Here is a 16,852-nt window from a genome sequence, read left to right as displayed (position 1 = left end):
CCTAGACTCTGCAAAGATGTAGGCGGCGGGCATTATGCCGCGCAGATAACCAATGACAACATGACATCGGTTATCAAACACGACTTTGGCGTATTGAATACGAACATTAGACGCAAATTCACTGCGCATCCTGCGTGAAAGAAGCAAAACCGGCAAATAGAGATAGCGTGTTGGGTCACAAGTCGGAGAGAGCAGCACAATTCGCTGAGCCTGTTAAAATGCCGGCCCATTTCGCTAATGACTCCCTGATTTCGTATGTCCCGACTCAATCCCCGGCAGCAAGAAGCCGTGAGCTACGTCGGCGGCCCTCTTTTGGTGCTCGCCGGCGCAGGCTCCGGCAAGACCAGCGTGATCACTCGCAAAATTGCGCACCTGATCCAGAGCTGTGGCATCCGCGCCCAATACATTGTCGCCATGACCTTTACCAACAAGGCCGCGCGCGAGATGAAGGAACGGGTTGGCACGCTGCTCAAGGGCGGCGAAGGCCGCGGCCTGACGGTCTGCACCTTCCACAACCTGGGCCTGAACATCATCCGCAAGGAACACGTGCGGCTGGGCTACAAACCGGGCTTCTCGATCTTCGACGAGACCGACGTCAAAGCCCTGATGACCGACATCATGCAGAAGGAATACTCGGGCGACGACGGCGTCGACGAGATCAAGAACATGATCGGCTCGTGGAAAAACGACCTGATCCTGCCGCCCGAAGCCCTGGAAAACGCACGCAATCCCAAGGAACAGACCGCCGCCATCGTCTACACCCACTACCAGCGCACGCTCAAGGCGTTCAACGCGGTGGACTTCGACGACCTGATCCTGCTGCCGGTAAAACTGTTCCAGGAACACGACGATATCCTGGAAAAATGGCAGAACAAGGTTCGCTACCTGCTGGTGGACGAATACCAGGACACCAACGCCAGCCAGTATTTGCTGGTGAAATTGCTGATCGGCAAGCGTAACCAATTCACCGTGGTGGGCGACGACGACCAGTCGATCTACGCCTGGCGCGGCGCCCGTCCGGAAAACCTGATGCTGCTCAAGGACGATTACCCGTCCCTGAAAGTGGTCATGCTCGAGCAAAACTACCGCTCCACCAGCCGCATCCTGCGTTGCGCCAACGTGCTGATCTCGAACAACCCGCACGAGTTCGAAAAGCAGCTGTGGAGTGAGATGGGCCATGGCGACGAAATCCGCGTGATCCGTTGCCGCAACGAAGACGCCGAAGCCGAGCGCGTGGCCGTGGAACTGCTGACCCTGCACCTGCGCACGGACCGGCCATACAGCGATTTTGCGATCCTGTATCGCGGCAACTACCAGGCCAAGCTGATCGAGCTGAAGCTGCAGCACCACCAGATTCCGTATCGCCTGTCCGGCGGCAACAGCTTTTTCGGACGTCAGGAAGTGAAAGACCTGATGGCCTACTTCCGATTGATCGTGAACCCGGACGACGACAACGCCTTCCTGCGGGTGATCAACGTCCCACGCAGGGAGATCGGTTCGACCACGCTGGAGAAGCTGGGCAACTACGCCACCGAGCGCAAAATCTCGATGTACGCCGCCACCGACGAAATCGGCCTGGGCGAGCATCTGGACACGCGCTTCACCGATCGCCTGTCGCGCTTCAAGCGTTTCATGGACAAGGTCCGCGAGCAGTGTGCCGGCGAAGACCCGATCTCCGCCCTGCGCAGCATGGTCATGGACATCGACTACGAGAACTGGCTGCGTACCAACAGCTCCAGCGACAAGGCCGCCGATTACCGCATGGGTAACGTCTGGTTCCTGATCGAGGCGCTGAAAAACACCCTGGAGAAAGACGAAGAAGGCGAGATGACCGTCGAGGACGCCATCGGCAAACTCGTTCTGCGCGACATGCTGGAGCGTCAGCAGGAAGAGGAAGACGGCGCCGAAGGTGTGCAGATGATGACCTTGCACGCCTCCAAGGGTCTGGAGTTTCCCTACGTGTTCATCATGGGCATGGAAGAAGAAATTCTCCCGCACCGCTCCAGCATCGAAGCCGACACCATTGAAGAGGAACGTCGCCTGGCCTACGTCGGGATTACCCGAGCGCGTCAGACGTTGGCGTTCACCTTCGCCGCCAAGCGTAAGCAATACGGCGAGATCATCGACTGCGCGCCCAGCCGTTTCCTCGATGAACTGCCGCCGGACGACTTGGCCTGGGAAGGTAATGACGACACTCCCGTTGAAGTCAAAGCCGTCCGCGGTAATACCGCACTGGCGGATATACGCGCGATGTTAAAGCGCTAGAATTGAGCACTTTTTAACCGAACACTTTTTACAAGCTAGGCGCACACGGCGCCGGTAGAGGAAAGCTTCATGGAAGCACTGCACAAGAAAATTCGCGAAGAAGGCATCGTGCTTTCCGATCAGGTTCTGAAAGTCGACGCCTTTCTGAACCACCAGATCGACCCGGCCCTGATGAAGCTGATCGGCGACGAATTCGCCACGCTGTTCAAGGATTCGGGCATCACCAAGATCGTCACGATCGAAGCCTCGGGCATTGCCCCGGCGATCATGACCGGCCTGAACCTTGGCGTGCCGGTGATTTTCGCCCGCAAGCATCAGTCCCTGACCCTGACTGAAAACCTGCTGTCGGCGACCGTTTACTCGTTCACCAAGCAAACCGAAAGCACCGTGGCAATCTCCCCGCGCCACCTGACCAGCAGCGACCGCGTGCTGATCATCGACGACTTCCTGGCCAACGGTAAGGCGTCGCAAGCGCTGATCTCGATCATCAAACAGGCCGGCGCGACCGTTGCAGGCTTGGGTATTGTGATCGAGAAGTCGTTCCAGGGCGGCCGTGCGGAACTGGATGCCCAAGGTTATCGCGTTGAATCGTTGGCGCGGGTGCAGTCGCTGAAGGATGGCGTTGTAACCTTCATCGAATAAACCAGCTGCATCACCGAACCTGTGGGAGCGGGCTTGCCCGCGATGAGGTCATGACATTCAACATTGATGTTGGCTGTTCCACCGCCATCGCGGGCAAGCCCGCTCCCACAGGTTTTTGTGGTGGCAGTTATTGCGCGGTGGCTTTGAGGCCGGTGAGCAACAGCCGCTGAAACAAATCCTCTTTCAGCCCTTCCGGTTTCGTCAGCTGCATCCTTTCCAGATGCACCGGGAATTCCGAAGCCGCTGGCGCATCCAGCGCTGCCTTGCCCAGCTCCAGAATCTCCGTGAGCTTGAACTTGCTCTTCAACCAGTTCAGCGCCCGCAATAAGTCCCGTTCCTCAGCGGTGAAATCACAGCCCAGCGGATACTCTGGAAACAGATTCGAATGCCGCCCCTGAATGGCCTGCAATCGCTGTGGGCTGTTGTCGGCGAAATGCGGATCGAGTCGAAAATGCTTCGGCAATTTGCCAACGCTCTGCGCCTGCTCGATCAGCCCCGATTGGAAACGTGAGTCGCTGATATTCAGCAACGCCTCGATCACCGCCGCGTCGGTTTTTCCGCGCAAATCGGCGATGCCGTACTCGGTGACGACGATGTCCCGCAGGTGCCGTGGGATCGTGCAGTGGCCGTATTGCCAGACGATATTCGAACTGACGTCACCGCCCGACTCGCGCCAACTGCGCAGCAGCAGGATCGAACGCGCGCCTTCCAGCGCATGGCCCTGGACGACGAAGTTGTATTGCCCGCCGACACCGCTCAGCACCCGCCCGTCTTCGAGTTGATCGGCCACGCCGGCACCGAGCAAGGTCATGGTGAAGACGGTGTTGATGAAGCGCGCATCGAGGCGCTGCAAGCGTTTGAGTTCTTCCTGACCGTAGAGCTCGTTGATGTAGCTGATGCGGGTCATGTTGAATTCGAGCCGTTTACCTTGAGGCATCTCCCGCAGGCGTTCATAGAAACTGCGCGGCCCGAGGAAAAACCCGCCATGCACCGAGATGCCGTCAGTCTGCGCGGCCTCGTCCAGCGTTCCGGCATTTGCCTGCTGCTGGGTCGGCACGTCCGGGTAAACTTTGCGCCGCACGATCCCGGCGTCGGCCAACACCAGCAAGCCGTTGACGAACATTTCGCTGCAACCGTAAAGGCCCTTGGCGAACGGTTCGATACCCCCTTCGCGCTCAATCAACTGCGCCCACTGGCTGAGATTCAGATCCGCCAACAACGCCTTGTAACCCTCACTGTCAGCCTGTCGCGCCAGCAACGCTGCCGTCAGGGCATCACCCATGGCGCCGATGCCAATCTGCAGCGTGCCGCCATCGCGCACCAGCGTACTGGCGTGCAGCCCGATGAAGTGATCCTGGAAACCCACCGGCATATTCGGCGTGGAAAACAGCGTGGTGCGGTCCTTCGCGTCGATCAGCAGGTCGAAGGAGTCGATGCCGATTTCCGCATCGCCGGGCATGTACGGCAAATCGTTGTGCACCTGGCCCACCAGAAGGATCGTTTCCCCCGCCGCCCGGCGCTTGGCGATCATTGGAAACAGGTCGAGGGTGATGTCCGGATTGCAGCTCAGGCTCAGGCGATCGGGATGCTCACTATGGCTGGCGACCAGTTGCGCGATCAGGTTCAATCCGGCGGCATTGATGTCCCGGGCGGCGTGGCTGTAATTGCTGCTGACGTAATCCTGCTGGGCCGATGCGCTGTTAAGCAGGCTGCCTGGCTGCAGGAAGAATTGATGGACGTGAATGTTGGCAGGCAGGCTGTCGCGATGCAGGTCGGCGAGAAAATCCAGCTCCGGATAATCGCCGAACACCCTTTCGATGAAGGGTTCGAGGAAGCGCTTTTGCAAGCCATCTCCCAATGGCGGGCGTCCGAGGCACAGGGCGGTGTAAATCGTCAGTTGCCGCTTAGGCAGTTGCGCGATCCGTTGATACAGCGCGTTGACGAAGTGGTTGGGCTTGCCCAGCCCCAGCGGCAATCCCATGTGAATGTGCGCTGGTAACCGCGCCAGAACATCATCGACCGCCTGCTCGATAGAGCACAACTGCACCATCTGATCCTCCCGCCCGTTCCATGAATTGGGGTTGGGTCTTTGCAGCAAAGAATAGCCTCAGGGAAAAATCGCAGGCACAAAAAAGCCGCTCGAAAGCGGCTTTTCGTTGAAGACCGGGCTTACTTCAGACCGGACATCTTCTGGATGGCGCCCTTGAGATCGGCATCAGAGCAATCGGCGCAGGTGCCTTTTGGGGGCATCGCGTTGACGCCGGAGATCGCTTTCGCCAGCAAGCCGTCAAGGCCGCCTTCTTTCTTGGCGCGCTCGCCCCAGGCTGCGGCATCACCGACTTTCGGTGCGCCCAACAGGCCGGTACCGTGGCAAGCGTTGCAATGTTTTGCAATCACCGAGTCAGGGGTCTTGGCATCACCACCCCCCGCAGAAGCAGTGACTTCCATCCCCTTGCACTCTTTGCCCTGCACACAAACCTGGCCGACTGGCTCAAGACGTTTAGCGATATCGTCGTTGGTCGCTGCTTGTGCGCTGACTGCCCAAAGGGCCAATACGGTTGCTGGTACGGCCAGCATTTTCATAATTAGATTCACGCGTTCACCCTCAATGGTGGCTAGTCACGCCCACGGCCACGGTTCGCAGGCGGGCGCAAGTATAGCGGTAAGCCCGCCACACTGAAACAACCCCAAAGTCGAAGGGGTTTTGTCGTGGGATGGGAATACAGCATGGGCGTCTCCACAATCCGGGCAGGACGCCTCTTCTCTTAGAAATTCGCTGGGGTAGCTGCGCTGATTAGTCGCGCCGGGGCATCGAACGGATTACGGAAGCGATGCGGCTTGGTACTTTCAAAGTAGTAGCTATCGCCGGCTTCGAGCACAAATGTTTCGAGCCCGACCACAAGCTCCAGCCGACCTTCCACCAGAATCCCGGTTTCCTCGCCCTCATGGGTGAGCATCTCGTCACCGGTATCGGCGCCTGGCGGGTAGATTTCGTTGAGGAACGCGATAGCCCGGCTCGGGTGAGCCCGACCGACCAGTTTCATGGTCACTGCCCCATCGGAAATATCGATCAGCTCGTGGGCTTTGTAGACGATCTGAGTCGGTTTTTCCTGCAGGATTTCTTCGGAAAAGAACTCGACCATGGACATGGGAATCCCGCCCAGTACCTTCCTCAGCGAACTGATCGAGGGGCTGACGCTGTTCTTCTCGATCATCGAAATGGTGCTGTTGGTTACACCCGCGCGTTTGGCGAGCTCACGCTGGGAAAGACCTTTGAGCTTACGGATCGATTGCAGTCGTTCACCGACGTCCAATGCTGGAGCCTCCAGGGATTCAGGTTTGCAGGAATATTGAGCGTTATCATGGCGACAGCGTTCAGTATTTACAACACTTGGACCTGAATCCTGTTTGGCGAAGCGACTTTCGGTCGGGAACCTTATTCGTCAGGCCCCGGAATAGAGCAGCGGCACTCGACGCAGGTTGCAGAAGATCTGGTAAGGAATCGTGCCCGCGGCCGTCGCAACGTCACTGGCGAGGATATTTTTGCCCCACAACTCGACGGGCGAACCGAGGCCGGCTTGCGGCACGTCGGTCAGGTCGATGCAGAGCATGTCCATCGACACGCGGCCAATCAACTGGCTGCGCTGCCCGGCGACCATCACGGGCGTACCGGTCGGTGCCTGACGTGGATAGCCGTCGGCATACCCCATCGCCACCACGCCAACGCGCATTGGCTTGGGGGTGACGAATTTCGCGCCGTAACCAATCGGCTCGCCGGCCGGCAGTTCACGCACGCAAATCACTTTCGATTCCAGAGTCATCACCGGTTGCAGGCGGGCTGCCACGGCATTGGCCTCTTCGAAAGGTGTCGCGCCGTAGAGCATGATGCCCGGACGCACCCAATCGCTCGGAATCTGCGGCCAACCGAGCACCGCTGGCGAATTACGCAGGCTGATTTCAGCCGCCAAACCCTGACGCGCCGCCTCGAACACCGCGACCTGCTCGGCGCTGGTCTGGCAATGTAGCTCATCGGCGCGAGCGAAGTGACTCATCAGCACGATCTTCGCCACTTTGCCGCTGGCCAGCAGCCGTTGATAGGCCGCCTGGTAATCCGCCGGGTGCAAGCCAACCCGATGCATGCCCGAGTCGAGCTTGAGCCAGACTGTGATCGGTTTGCTCAGCGCGGCTTTTTCGATGGCTTCGAGCTGCCACAGCGAATGCACCACGCACCAGAAATCATGCTCGACGATCAGCGACAGCTCATCAGCTTCGAAAAAACCTTCGAGCAACAACACCGGCGCACGAATACCGGCGGCACGCAGCTCCAACGCCTCTTCGATGCACGCCACGGCAAACCCGTCCGCCTCGGCTTCCAGCGCCTGGGCGCAGCGTACCGCGCCATGGCCATAGGCATCGGCCTTGATCACCGCGAGGGCTTTTGCCCCTGTGACTTCACGGGCGATCCGGTAGTTGTGGCGCAGGGCTTGAAGGTCGATCAGGGCACGGGCTGGACGCATGGCGGCAGACTTCTAGTCGGTCATTTGAAAAAAAACCGGCGCTGGCTGACAGCGTGAACCGCCAACAGCGCCGGGAGAGGGATCTTTCTGGCTGAGCGTTATGGCAGCGCGGCAACAACCGACAGCTCGACCAGGATTTGCGGTTCGCACAGCTTCGATTCAACGGTAGCGCGGGCCGGGGCGACGCCTTTTGGCAGCCACTGGTCCCACACCGAATTCATGCCTTCGAAGTGCGCATCGATGTCTTTCAGGTAAATCGTCACCGACAGCAGACGGTTCTTGTCGGTCCCGGCCAGATCCAGCAAACGCTCGATGTTGGCGAGGGTTTCACGGGTCTGCTGTTCAATCCCGGCGCTCATGTCATCGCCGACCTGCCCTGCCAGATACACGGTACTGTTGTGGACAACGATCTGGCTCATGCGCTCATTGGTGAGCTGGCGCTGGATTGACATGTTTTGCAGACTCCTTGAGTTTGTTGCCATAACGGGAGATATCGAGACCTTCGGCGCTGATCTGCGGCGTTCTCTTGGCCATCAGGTCCGCCAGCAAACGACCGGAACCACAGGCCATAGTCCAGCCGAGCGTACCGTGGCCCGTGTTCAGAAACAGATTTTTGAACGGCGTGGCACCGACAATCGGCGTGCCATCCGGAGTGGTCGGACGCAGACCGGTCCAGAAACTCGCCTGAGGCAGATCGCCGCCCTGAGGATAAAGGTCGTTGACGATCATCTCCAGGGTTTCACGCCGACGCGGGTTCAATGACAGGTCAAAACCGGCTATTTCAGCCATGCCGCCGACGCGAATGCGGTTGTCGAAACGGGTGATCGCAACCTTGTAGGTCTCGTCGAGAATGGTCGACGTCGGGGCCATCGCCGGGTTGATGATCGGCACGGTCAGTGAGTAACCCTTGAGCGGATACACCGGAGCCCGGATGCCCAACGGCTTGAGCAATTGCGGCGAGTAGCTGCCCAACGCCAGCACGTAGCGGTCGGCAGTTTCCAGCTTGCCGTCGATCCATACGCCGTTGATGCGATCACCGGCGAAGTCGAGGCGCTGAATGTCCTGGCCGAAACGGAATTCCACACCCAGTTTCGTAGCCATCTCGGCCAGGCGGGTGGTGAAGATCTGGCAGTCGCCGGTCTGGTCGTTCGGCAGGCGCAAGGCACCGGCGAGGATGTCGGTGACACTGGCCAGGGCCGGTTCGACCCGGGCAATGCCGGCGCGGTCGAGCAATTCGAACGGCACGCCGGACTCTTGCAGCACGGCGATGTCTTTGGCGGCGCCATCAAGCTGCGCCTGGGTGCGGAACAGCTGGGTAGTCCCCAGGCTGCGGCCTTCGTAGGCAATGCCGGTTTCGGCGCGCAATTCGTCGAGGCAGTCGCGGCTGTACTCGGACAGGCGCACCATGCGTTCCTTGTTCACCGCGTAACGGCTGGCGGTGCAGTTGCGCAGCATCTGCGCCATCCACAGATATTGGTCGATGTCGGCGGTGGCCTTGATCGCCAATGGCGCGTGACGCTGCAACAGCCACTTGATGGCTTTGAGCGGCACGCCCGGCGCGGCCCACGGCGAGGCATAACCCGGCGAAACCTGCCCGGCGTTGGCGAAACTGGTTTCCATGGCCGCTGCTGGCTGACGGTCAACCACCGTCACCTCAAAGCCGGCCCGTGCCAGATAATAGGCACTGGCGGTACCGATGACGCCGCTACCCAAGACCAGAACGCGCATTTTCATATCCCTCATCGCGGCTTACCGCTGACGTTTATTGTGCAGACCGAAGATGTGGGCAGTTTAAAAAAGATTAGCCAGTGCTTTTCACTATATAAGTGCCTATATTTGGCGACAATTCTCGGCAAAAACCCTTTTCACGGAGGCGCATCCCCTATGCGGACCAACACTCAGACCAAACGTGAGCTGGACAAGATCGACCGCAACATCCTGCGGATCCTGCAAGCGGACGGGCGCATTTCCTTTACCGAACTGGGGGAAAAGGTCGGCCTCTCCACCACGCCCTGCACCGAGCGGGTACGGCGACTGGAGCGCGAAGGGATCATCATGGGCTACAACGCCCGCCTGAATCCGCAGCACCTCAAGGGTAGCTTGCTGGTGTTCGTCGAGATCAGCCTCGACTACAAATCCGGCGATACTTTCGAAGAGTTCCGACGCGCGGTGCTGAAACTGCCCCACGTACTGGAATGCCATTTGGTGTCAGGTGACTTCGATTACCTGGTGAAAGCACGGATATCCGAGATGGCCTCGTACCGCAAACTGCTGGGCGACATCCTGCTCAAGCTGCCGCATGTGCGCGAATCCAAGAGCTATATCGTGATGGAAGAAGTGAAAGAGAGCTTGAACCTGCCGATTCCGGATTGAGGCTTTGTGGTGCATGTTCGGGCCCCATCGCGGGCAAGCCCGCTCCCACAAGATCGGCGCAACACCTGTGGGAGCGGGCTTGCCCGCGATGGAGTCGACTCGGTGAGGCTGATTCACGCAACAGTCAGACCAACACCTGTCGGGTAGAAGCCATGTACTCATGAATCTGCTTCTCGACCCGCGGATGGATCAGCTCCACCGGCCGCCGCCCGTTGGGGCATGGCAACGTCTTGGTGGTACCGAACAGCCGACAGATCAGCGGTCGCTCGTCATACACTGTGCAACCGTTGGGCCCCAAATGAACGCAATTGAGTTCATCCATCGCCGCATCCTGCTCCGCCCGGGTCTTGCGCGGCAGGCGGGACATTTCTTCGGGCGAGGTGGTCACCGGCCCACAGCAGTCATGGCAGCCGGGCACGCACTCGAAAGAGGGAATCTGCTGGCGTAGCGTGCGAATCTTCTGACTGTTGCAACTCATCGAAGCGGTGACCGAATGTGGAATAGACCGGGATTCTGACGCAAAAGCCCCGATCCAGACAGCGCCAACCGACCGGTGTTGCTCGCGTGCGAAGCGGCGGCTTATGCTCCGTCAACTTTTTCAAACACACGCATCAGGATGACGGATATGAACGCCCCCGTTCAGCAACCTGCCTCGAGCCATCAACACGCGGCCTCTTATTACGCCGCCAGCAGCTTGCCGCAACCCGATCTTGCGGTGCTCACAGGTGAGCTGGTTGCGGACGTGTGCGTGGTGGGCGGCGGATTCTCCGGGCTGAACACCGCGATTGAATTGGCCGAGCGTGGCTTCAGCGTAGTGCTGCTGGAAGCGCACAAGATCGGTTGGGGCGCCAGCGGACGCAATGGCGGGCAATTGATTCGTGGTGTCGGGCATGGCCTTGATCAGTTCACCAACGTGATCGGCGTCGACGGTGTGCGTCAGATGAAACTGATGGGCCTGGAAGCGGTGGAAATCGTCCGACAGCGGATCGAGCGTTTTCAGATCCCTTGCGACCTGACCTGGGGTTACTGCGACCTCGCCAACAAGGCTCAAGACCTGGAAGGCTTCGCCGAAGACGCCATCGAGCTGCACAGCCTCGGTTACCGTTACGAAACCCGTCTGCTGCAAGCCCACGAAATGCACAGCGTGGTGGGTTCCGACCGCTATGTCGGCGGCTTGATCGACATGGGCTCCGGGCATCTGCATCCCTTGAACCTGGCACTCGGCGAAGCGGCCGTCGCCGGGCAATTGGGCGTGAAGCTGTTCGAACAATCGGCGGTGACCCGCATTGATTACGGCCCCGAGGTCAAAGTCCACACCGCCCAAGGCACGGTTCGCGCGAAGACACTGGTGCTGGGTTGCAACGCGTACCTCAACGATCTCAATTCGCAACTCGGCGGCAAGGTGCTGCCCGCCGGTAGTTACATCATCGCCACCGAACCCTTGAGTGAAGAACAGGCTCACGCCTTGCTGCCGCAAAACATGGCGGTCTGTGATCAACGGGTGGCGCTGGATTATTACCGACTCTCGGCGGACCGACGCTTGCTGTTCGGCGGCGCCTGCCATTATTCAGGACGCGACCCGAAAGACATCGCCGTGTACATGCGACCGAAGATGTTGGCGGTGTTCCCGCAACTGGCCGGAGCGAGAATCGACTATCAATGGGGCGGGATGATCGGCATCGGCGCCAATCGCCTGCCGCAGATCGGCCGGCTCAAGGAGCAGCCGAATGTGTATTACGCCCAGGCCTATTCCGGTCATGGGTTGAATGCCACGCACTTGGCGGGGAAGTTGTTGGCTGAGGCTATCAGTGGTCAGCAGAGTGGAGGGTTCGATCTGTTCGCCAAGGTGCCGCACATCACCTTCCCCGGCGGCAAGCATTTGCGTTCGCCGTTGTTGGCGTTGGGGATGTTGTGGCATCGGATGAAGGAGTTGGTCTGATCGGTTAGCTGCGTTCTTTCGGGCCTCATCGCGGGCAAGCCCGCTCCCACAATGGTCGCTGGTGTTCACAAGAATTGTGTTCACCGCCAATCCCTGTGGGAGCGGGCTTGCCCGCGATGAGGCCCGAAAAAACGCCCTGGATCTCAGATCCGCCAGAACGGTTTAAGCCCCTCCTCCAACGCCTGCTCCTGACTCAATCCGACATCCCTGAGCTGCTCCGGCGTCAATTCCAGCAACGCCTTGCGCGTGTGCAGACGATGCCAGAACAGGCCCCAGCGACCCAGGCCGGACGGTGCGTTGCGCATGACCGCCTCGCGTGCGCCGTTTTTTTGCCCTGCCGCCAGTTCCTGACTGTGTAACGTCAGCCGCACATCGCTCAAGCCGTTCATTTTCATTGCTCCTGTTTACTTGGGTAGCCAGAGCTTTCATGATGCGCGGACGGCGAAAAGCATTACAGATTCAACGATGGTGTATTAACTCCATACAGATTTTTCGTTTCAGCCTCTGAATCACATATTTTTGCCCCATCTGTACTGGTTAACCGAATCACCCACACCGAGACTGCGCCATGACCCTTTACGTCAACCTCGCCGAATTGCTCGGCACGCGTATCGAACAGGGCTTCTATCGCCCCGGCGACCGGTTGCCCTCGGTGCGGGCACTGAGTGTCGAACACGGGGTCAGCCTGAGCACGGTGCAACAGGCCTATCGAGTGCTGGAAGACGTTGGTCTGGCGATGCCCAAACCCAAGTCCGGCTACTTCGTACCGGTGAGTCGCGAACTGCCGGAGCTGCCAGTGGTTGGCCGGCCAGCCCAACGACCAGTGGATATTTCGCAGTGGGATCAAGTGCTGGAACTGATCCGCGCCGTACCGCGCAAAGATGTCGTGCAACTAGGTCGCGGCATGCCGGACATCACCACGCCGACCATGAAACCGCTGCTGCGCAACCTGGCGCGAATCAGCCGTCGGCAGGATATGCCCGGTCTGTATTACGACAACATCTGCGGCACCCTCGAACTGCGCGAACAGATCGCGCGGCTGATGCTCGATTCCGGCTGCCAGTTGAGCGCCAACGATCTGGTGATCACCACCGGTTGTCACGAAGCTCTATCCACTAGCATCCGCTCCATCTGCGAACCGGGCGACATTGTCGCCGTGGATTCGCCAAGCTTTCACGGCGCCATGCAGACGCTCAAAGGCCTGGGCATGAAAGCGCTGGAAATTCCCACTGATCCGCTCACCGGCATCAGCCTCGAAGCTTTGGAACTGGCGTTGGAGCAATGGCCGATCAAAGCCATACAGTTGACCCCCAACTGCAACAACCCGCTGGGCTACATCATGCCGGAGTCACGCAAACGTGCGTTGTTGACGCTCGCACAGCGATTCGACGTGGCGATTATCGAGGACGATGTGTATGGCGAACTGGCCTACACCTACCCGCGCCCCCGCACGATCAAATCCTTCGACGAAGACGGCCGCGTTTTGCTCTGCAGTTCTTTTTCCAAGACTTTGGCACCAGGCCTGCGCATTGGCTGGGTCGCACCGGGTCGTTATCTGGAACGGGTGCTGCACATGAAGTACATCAGCACCGGCTCCACCGCGCCGCAACCGCAGATTGCGATTGCCGAATTTCTCAAGGCGGGGCATTTCGAACCGCATTTGCGGAAGATGCGCACGCAATACCAGCGCAATCGCGACGCAATGATCGACTGGGTGACCCGCTACTTCCCCGCTGGCACCCGGGCCAGCCGTCCGCAAGGCAGCTTCATGCTGTGGGTCGAACTGCCGGAGGGCTTCGACACCCTGAAACTCAATCGGGCGCTGCATGATCAAGGCGTACAGATTGCTGTCGGCAGTATCTTTTCCGCCTCGGGTAAATACCGTAATTGCCTGCGGATGAACTACGCAGCCAAACCAACACCACAGATCGAAGAAGCGGTGCGCAAGGTCGGCGCGGCGGCGATCAAACTGCTGGCGCAAACCGACTGACCTTTCCGCGGGATCCGGCGTCCATATGCTAACCGCCACCACCGGAACACGCGCCGTGAGAATCAGACAGCCCTTGCTCGCTCTTCTGTTACTCGCCTCGTTCCTGGGTGGCTGCGCGACACTCAACGTCCCTCGCGAACCGAGTCAGGCCCTGCCGGCGGCCGATTCAGCGTTCGGCCGTTCGATCCAGGCACAGGCCGCCCCCCATAAGGGCCAATCGGGCTTTCGCTTGCTCTCCGATAGCGCCGAAGCCTTCACCGCCCGCGCCGAGCTGATTCGCAACGCCCAAAGCAGCCTCGATCTGCAGTACTACATCGTCCATGACGGCATCAGCACACGAATACTGGTGAGCGAACTGCTCAACGCCGCCGACCGCGGCGTGCGGGTGCGGATTCTGCTCGACGACACCACCAGCGATGGCCTGGACCGGATCATCGCAACCCTCGCCGCCCACCCGAAGATTCAGATCCGCGTGTTCAACCCGCTGCACCTGGGCCGCAGCACCGTCGTTACGCGAACCATGGGCCGATTCTTCAACCTGTCGCTGCAACACCGGCGCATGCACAACAAACTGTGGGTGGCGGACAACAGCGCTGCGATCGTTGGCGGGCGCAACCTGGGGGACGAGTATTTCGACGCTGAGCCCAACCTGAATTTCACCGACATCGACATGCTCAGCGTGGGCCCGGTTGCAGAGCAATTGGGGCACAGCTTCGACCAGTACTGGAACAGCGCCCTGAGCAAGCCGATCGAACAGTTTCTCTCAAGCAAGCCGACAGCCAGGGATCTGAGAAACACCCGGACCCGACTGGACGAATCCCTGGAGGAAACGCGCAAACAGAACCATGCCCTTTATCAGCAGTTGATGGCCTACACCACTCACCCGCGCCTGGATGTCTGGCGCCGGGAGCTAATCTGGGCGTGGAACCAAGCGTTGTGGGACGCACCGAGCAAGGTGCTGTCCAAGGGCGAGCCGGCTCCGCACTTGCAGTTGACCACCCAGTTGGCGCCCGAGCTCAATGGGGTCAGTAAGGAGCTGATCATGGTCTCGGCTTACATCGTGCCCGGCCAACCGGGGCTGGTGTATCTGACCGGTCGCGCCGATGCCGGCGTGTCGGTGAGTTTGCTGACCAATTCACTGGAAGCCACCGATGTACCGGCCACACATGGTGGTTACGCACCTTATCGCAAAGCCTTACTGGAGCATGGCGTGCAGCTGTTCGAATTACGCCGTCAGCCTGGCGACAACGGCGACAACGGCAGCGGCCCGAGCCTGTTTCATAAAGGGAGCAGCTCCTCCCGCAGTTCCGACTCCAGCCTGCACAGCAAGGCGATGATTTTCGACCGACAGAAAGCCTTCATCGGCTCATTCAATTTCGACCCGCGCTCGGTACTGTGGAACACCGAAGTCGGGGTATTGGTGGACAACCCGCAGCTTGCCGGGCGGGTGCGCGAACTGGCACTGGAGGGCATGGCGCCTGCCCTCAGCTATCAGGCCCGGCTGGAAAAGGGTCAGATCGTCTGGGTCACCGAAGATGACGGCAAGCAGCACACATTGACCAAAGAACCAGGAGGTTGGTGGCGACACTTCAATTCATGGCTCAGCAGCATGGTTGGGCTGGAGCGGATGTTGTAGCTTAAATTGCCAGGATCGCAGCCTTCGGCAGCTCCTACAGGGATCGCATTTCAAATGTAGGAGCTGCCGAAGGCTGCGATCTTTTGATCTATGCCGGCTGCACCACACCAAACGCCCCTTGCCGCGACACCAGAATCACCAGCCCCAACGCGCCCGCCGCCATCAGCAATGGCAAGGCATGCCCGCTGATCCACTGGCTCCCGGCACCGGCCGCCAAGGGCCCGATCAGGCAACCAATTCCCCACAGCTGGGCGATATGGGCATTGGCGCGCACCAAGGCATCGTCGCGATAACGTTCGCCGATCAGGATCAGCGACAAGGTGAACAAGCCACCGGCACTGGCGCCAAACAACACCCACAGCGGCCAGATCAGCAGCGTATCTATCAGCAGCGGAATCGCCAGACTCGACAGCAGCAAGAGCATCGCGCAACCGGTAAACAATGTACGCCGCGACAAGCGATCGGCCAGCGCGCCAATCGGCAATTGCAGCAAGGCATCACCCACCACCACCGTGCTGACCATCGCCAAGGCGATTTCCGTGGTAAAGCCCTGACGCAGGCAATAGACCGGCAGCAACGTCAGGATCATCGCTTCGAATGCGGCGAACAGCGATACCGCCCAGGCAATCGCCGGCAAGCCGCGGCAGAAGGTCAACAAGTCAACGAGGGTTACGCTACAGGCTTCGCTGGTGGGTGCGCCGCCGCGGCCCAGCAGCAGAAACGGTGACGTCATCAGCAAACCGACGCCGACCCAAAAACCATAATCGTGCTCGGTGCCCAATGCACCCAACAACAACGGCCCGGCCAGCTGACTCAACGCATAACTGCTGCCATACAACGCCACCAGTCGACCGCGCCATTGCTCGACCACCAATTGGTTGATCCAACTTTCGCCGAGGATGAAGACGAGCGTCAGAATTACCCCGATCATCAACCGCAACACGAGCCAGACTGGATAGCTCGGCCACACGGCCAGCAAACCGATAGATATCGCACCGGCCCACAGGCACAGGCGCATCAGATTGGCCGTGCCTAGACGCGCCGCGAGGTGACTGGAGATCTTCGCCCCCAGCAATACGCCAATGGCCGGCATCGCCGCCATCACGCCGATCGCGAACGAGCCGTAACCCCAGCCTTCCAGACGCAGCGATACCAACGGCATGCTGACACCCAGGGCCAGGCCGACGCTCAAGACAGACGCCAAAACGGCGAAATACGTCGCCCAACGCATGTTCCACACTCCTGTGGATATTTTTATGTACAGCACAAAACAGTGTGGGAGTGGGCTTGTGTGGCGAGGGGGCTTGCCCCCGTTGGGTCGCGGAGCGGCCCCAAAACCTGCAATTGCGGTGCATCAAGTACGCCGCGCGCAACGATTTTGCGACTGCTTCGCAGCCGAACGGGGGCAAGCCCCCTCGCCACACAAGCCCGCTCCCACAGGGATCTCTGTCCTTCAGGAGCCCGATGTTCAATCGGGCTCCCTTACTGAC

General features: G+C 59.6%; 15 protein-coding genes. 6 read left to right on the top strand and 9 right to left on the bottom strand.

The annotated features are described in order from the left end of the window. Positions 1-255 precede the first annotated feature (255 nt). Both rep and F6R97_RS15630 read left to right on the top strand, forming a co-directional pair. The gene (gene rep / locus F6R97_RS15635) at positions 256-2,265 is read left to right on the top strand and encodes a DNA helicase Rep (protein ID WP_007894754.1); all 2,010 of its coding nucleotides are present in this window, start codon (positions 256-258) and stop codon (positions 2,263-2,265) included. A gap of 69 nt (positions 2,266-2,334) precedes the next feature. Next, a complete protein-coding gene (locus tag F6R97_RS15630; protein ID WP_007934646.1) occupies positions 2,335-2,907 on the top strand; it encodes a xanthine phosphoribosyltransferase in 573 nt (190 codons plus the stop codon). 127 nt (positions 2,908-3,034) lie between these two features. On the opposite strand, the gene F6R97_RS15625 is transcribed toward F6R97_RS15630, so the two are convergent. The 6 genes from F6R97_RS15625 to dadA form a co-directional block, all read right to left on the bottom strand. Next, positions 3,035-4,957, bottom strand: coding sequence for an acetyl-CoA hydrolase/transferase C-terminal domain-containing protein (locus F6R97_RS15625; RefSeq protein ID WP_315866785.1), 1,923 nt, complete (start codon positions 4,955-4,957; stop codon positions 3,035-3,037). A gap of 119 nt (positions 4,958-5,076) precedes the next feature. Beyond that, positions 5,077-5,502, bottom strand: a complete 426-nt coding sequence (locus tag F6R97_RS15620; protein ID WP_082157860.1) for a c-type cytochrome — start codon at positions 5,500-5,502, stop codon at positions 5,077-5,079. A 170-nt stretch (positions 5,503-5,672) separates the two neighbouring features. Next, positions 5,673-6,221 (bottom strand): cupin domain-containing protein, encoded by a 549-nt coding sequence (locus tag F6R97_RS15615; protein WP_007894746.1) that lies wholly within the window; start codon positions 6,219-6,221, stop codon positions 5,673-5,675. A gap of 129 nt (positions 6,222-6,350) precedes the next feature. Continuing rightward, positions 6,351-7,424, bottom strand: coding sequence for an alanine racemase (gene alr, locus F6R97_RS15610; RefSeq protein ID WP_315866784.1), 1,074 nt, complete (start codon positions 7,422-7,424; stop codon positions 6,351-6,353). Positions 7,425-7,522: 98 nt separating this feature from the next. Beyond that, positions 7,523-7,876, bottom strand: a complete 354-nt coding sequence (locus F6R97_RS15605; RefSeq protein ID WP_217856856.1) for a RidA family protein — start codon at positions 7,874-7,876, stop codon at positions 7,523-7,525. Further along, a complete protein-coding gene (gene dadA, locus F6R97_RS15600; RefSeq protein ID WP_048396415.1) occupies positions 7,848-9,152 on the bottom strand; it encodes a D-amino acid dehydrogenase in 1,305 nt (434 codons plus the stop codon). Before dadA ends, F6R97_RS15605 begins: the two co-directional genes overlap by 29 nt. A gap of 156 nt (positions 9,153-9,308) precedes the next feature. Here dadA and F6R97_RS15595 point away from each other — a divergent pair, with 156 nt between their 5' ends. Then, on the top strand, positions 9,309-9,797 hold the full coding sequence (locus F6R97_RS15595) for an Lrp/AsnC ligand binding domain-containing protein (protein ID WP_003206849.1): 489 nt from the start codon (positions 9,309-9,311) through the stop codon (positions 9,795-9,797). A gap of 124 nt (positions 9,798-9,921) precedes the next feature. On the opposite strand, the gene F6R97_RS15590 is transcribed toward F6R97_RS15595, so the two are convergent. Next, a complete protein-coding gene (locus tag F6R97_RS15590; protein WP_007894729.1) occupies positions 9,922-10,275 on the bottom strand; it encodes a YkgJ family cysteine cluster protein in 354 nt (117 codons plus the stop codon). A 147-nt stretch (positions 10,276-10,422) separates the two neighbouring features. On the opposite strand from F6R97_RS15590, the gene F6R97_RS15585 reads away from it, so the two are divergent. Then, on the top strand, positions 10,423-11,736 hold the full coding sequence (locus F6R97_RS15585; RefSeq protein ID WP_315866783.1) for an FAD-binding oxidoreductase: 1,314 nt from the start codon (positions 10,423-10,425) through the stop codon (positions 11,734-11,736). 143 nt (positions 11,737-11,879) lie between these two features. Here F6R97_RS15585 and F6R97_RS15580 read toward each other — a convergent pair whose 3' ends face one another. Then, on the bottom strand, positions 11,880-12,125 hold the full coding sequence (locus F6R97_RS15580) for a DUF1127 domain-containing protein (RefSeq protein ID WP_038980761.1): 246 nt from the start codon (positions 12,123-12,125) through the stop codon (positions 11,880-11,882). 179 nt (positions 12,126-12,304) lie between these two features. Here F6R97_RS15580 and F6R97_RS15575 point away from each other — a divergent pair, with 179 nt between their 5' ends. Next, on the top strand, positions 12,305-13,726 hold the full coding sequence (locus tag F6R97_RS15575) for a PLP-dependent aminotransferase family protein (RefSeq protein WP_048396269.1): 1,422 nt from the start codon (positions 12,305-12,307) through the stop codon (positions 13,724-13,726). 55 nt (positions 13,727-13,781) lie between these two features. Continuing rightward, positions 13,782-15,362 (top strand): phospholipase D family protein, encoded by a 1,581-nt coding sequence (locus F6R97_RS15570; protein WP_315866782.1) that lies wholly within the window; start codon positions 13,782-13,784, stop codon positions 15,360-15,362. Between the two features lie 88 nt (positions 15,363-15,450). Here F6R97_RS15570 and F6R97_RS15565 read toward each other — a convergent pair whose 3' ends face one another. Continuing rightward, a complete protein-coding gene (locus F6R97_RS15565) occupies positions 15,451-16,593 on the bottom strand; it encodes an MFS transporter (protein WP_315866781.1) in 1,143 nt (380 codons plus the stop codon). Positions 16,594-16,852 lie beyond the last annotated feature (259 nt).

The organism is Pseudomonas sp. JV414, assembly GCF_032424305.1.
Classification (GTDB): domain Bacteria; phylum Pseudomonadota; class Gammaproteobacteria; order Pseudomonadales; family Pseudomonadaceae; genus Aquipseudomonas; species Aquipseudomonas lini.
This window is presented reverse-complemented; position numbering and strand designations above follow the sequence as displayed.

Coding starts and splice junctions, on each gene's coding strand:
- F6R97_RS15630 (WP_007934646.1), top strand. CDS start 2,335: ATGGAAGCACTGCACAAGAAAATTCGCGAAGAAGGCATCGTGCTTTCC.
- F6R97_RS15595 (WP_003206849.1), top strand. CDS start 9,309: ATGCGGACCAACACTCAGACCAAACGTGAGCTGGACAAGATCGACCGC.
- F6R97_RS15580 (WP_038980761.1), bottom strand. CDS start 12,125: ATGAACGGCTTGAGCGATGTGCGGCTGACGTTACACAGTCAGGAACTG.
- F6R97_RS15565 (WP_315866781.1), bottom strand. CDS start 16,593: ATGCGTTGGGCGACGTATTTCGCCGTTTTGGCGTCTGTCTTGAGCGTC.
- rep (WP_007894754.1), top strand. CDS start 256: ATGTCCCGACTCAATCCCCGGCAGCAAGAAGCCGTGAGCTACGTCGGC.
- F6R97_RS15625 (WP_315866785.1), bottom strand. CDS start 4,957: ATGGTGCAGTTGTGCTCTATCGAGCAGGCGGTCGATGATGTTCTGGCG.
- dadA (WP_048396415.1), bottom strand. CDS start 9,152: ATGCGCGTTCTGGTCTTGGGTAGCGGCGTCATCGGTACCGCCAGTGCC.
- F6R97_RS15575 (WP_048396269.1), top strand. CDS start 12,305: ATGACCCTTTACGTCAACCTCGCCGAATTGCTCGGCACGCGTATCGAA.
- F6R97_RS15585 (WP_315866783.1), top strand. CDS start 10,423: ATGAACGCCCCCGTTCAGCAACCTGCCTCGAGCCATCAACACGCGGCC.
- F6R97_RS15590 (WP_007894729.1), bottom strand. CDS start 10,275: ATGAGTTGCAACAGTCAGAAGATTCGCACGCTACGCCAGCAGATTCCC.
- alr (WP_315866784.1), bottom strand. CDS start 7,424: ATGCGTCCAGCCCGTGCCCTGATCGACCTTCAAGCCCTGCGCCACAAC.
- F6R97_RS15605 (WP_217856856.1), bottom strand. CDS start 7,876: ATGTCAATCCAGCGCCAGCTCACCAATGAGCGCATGAGCCAGATCGTT.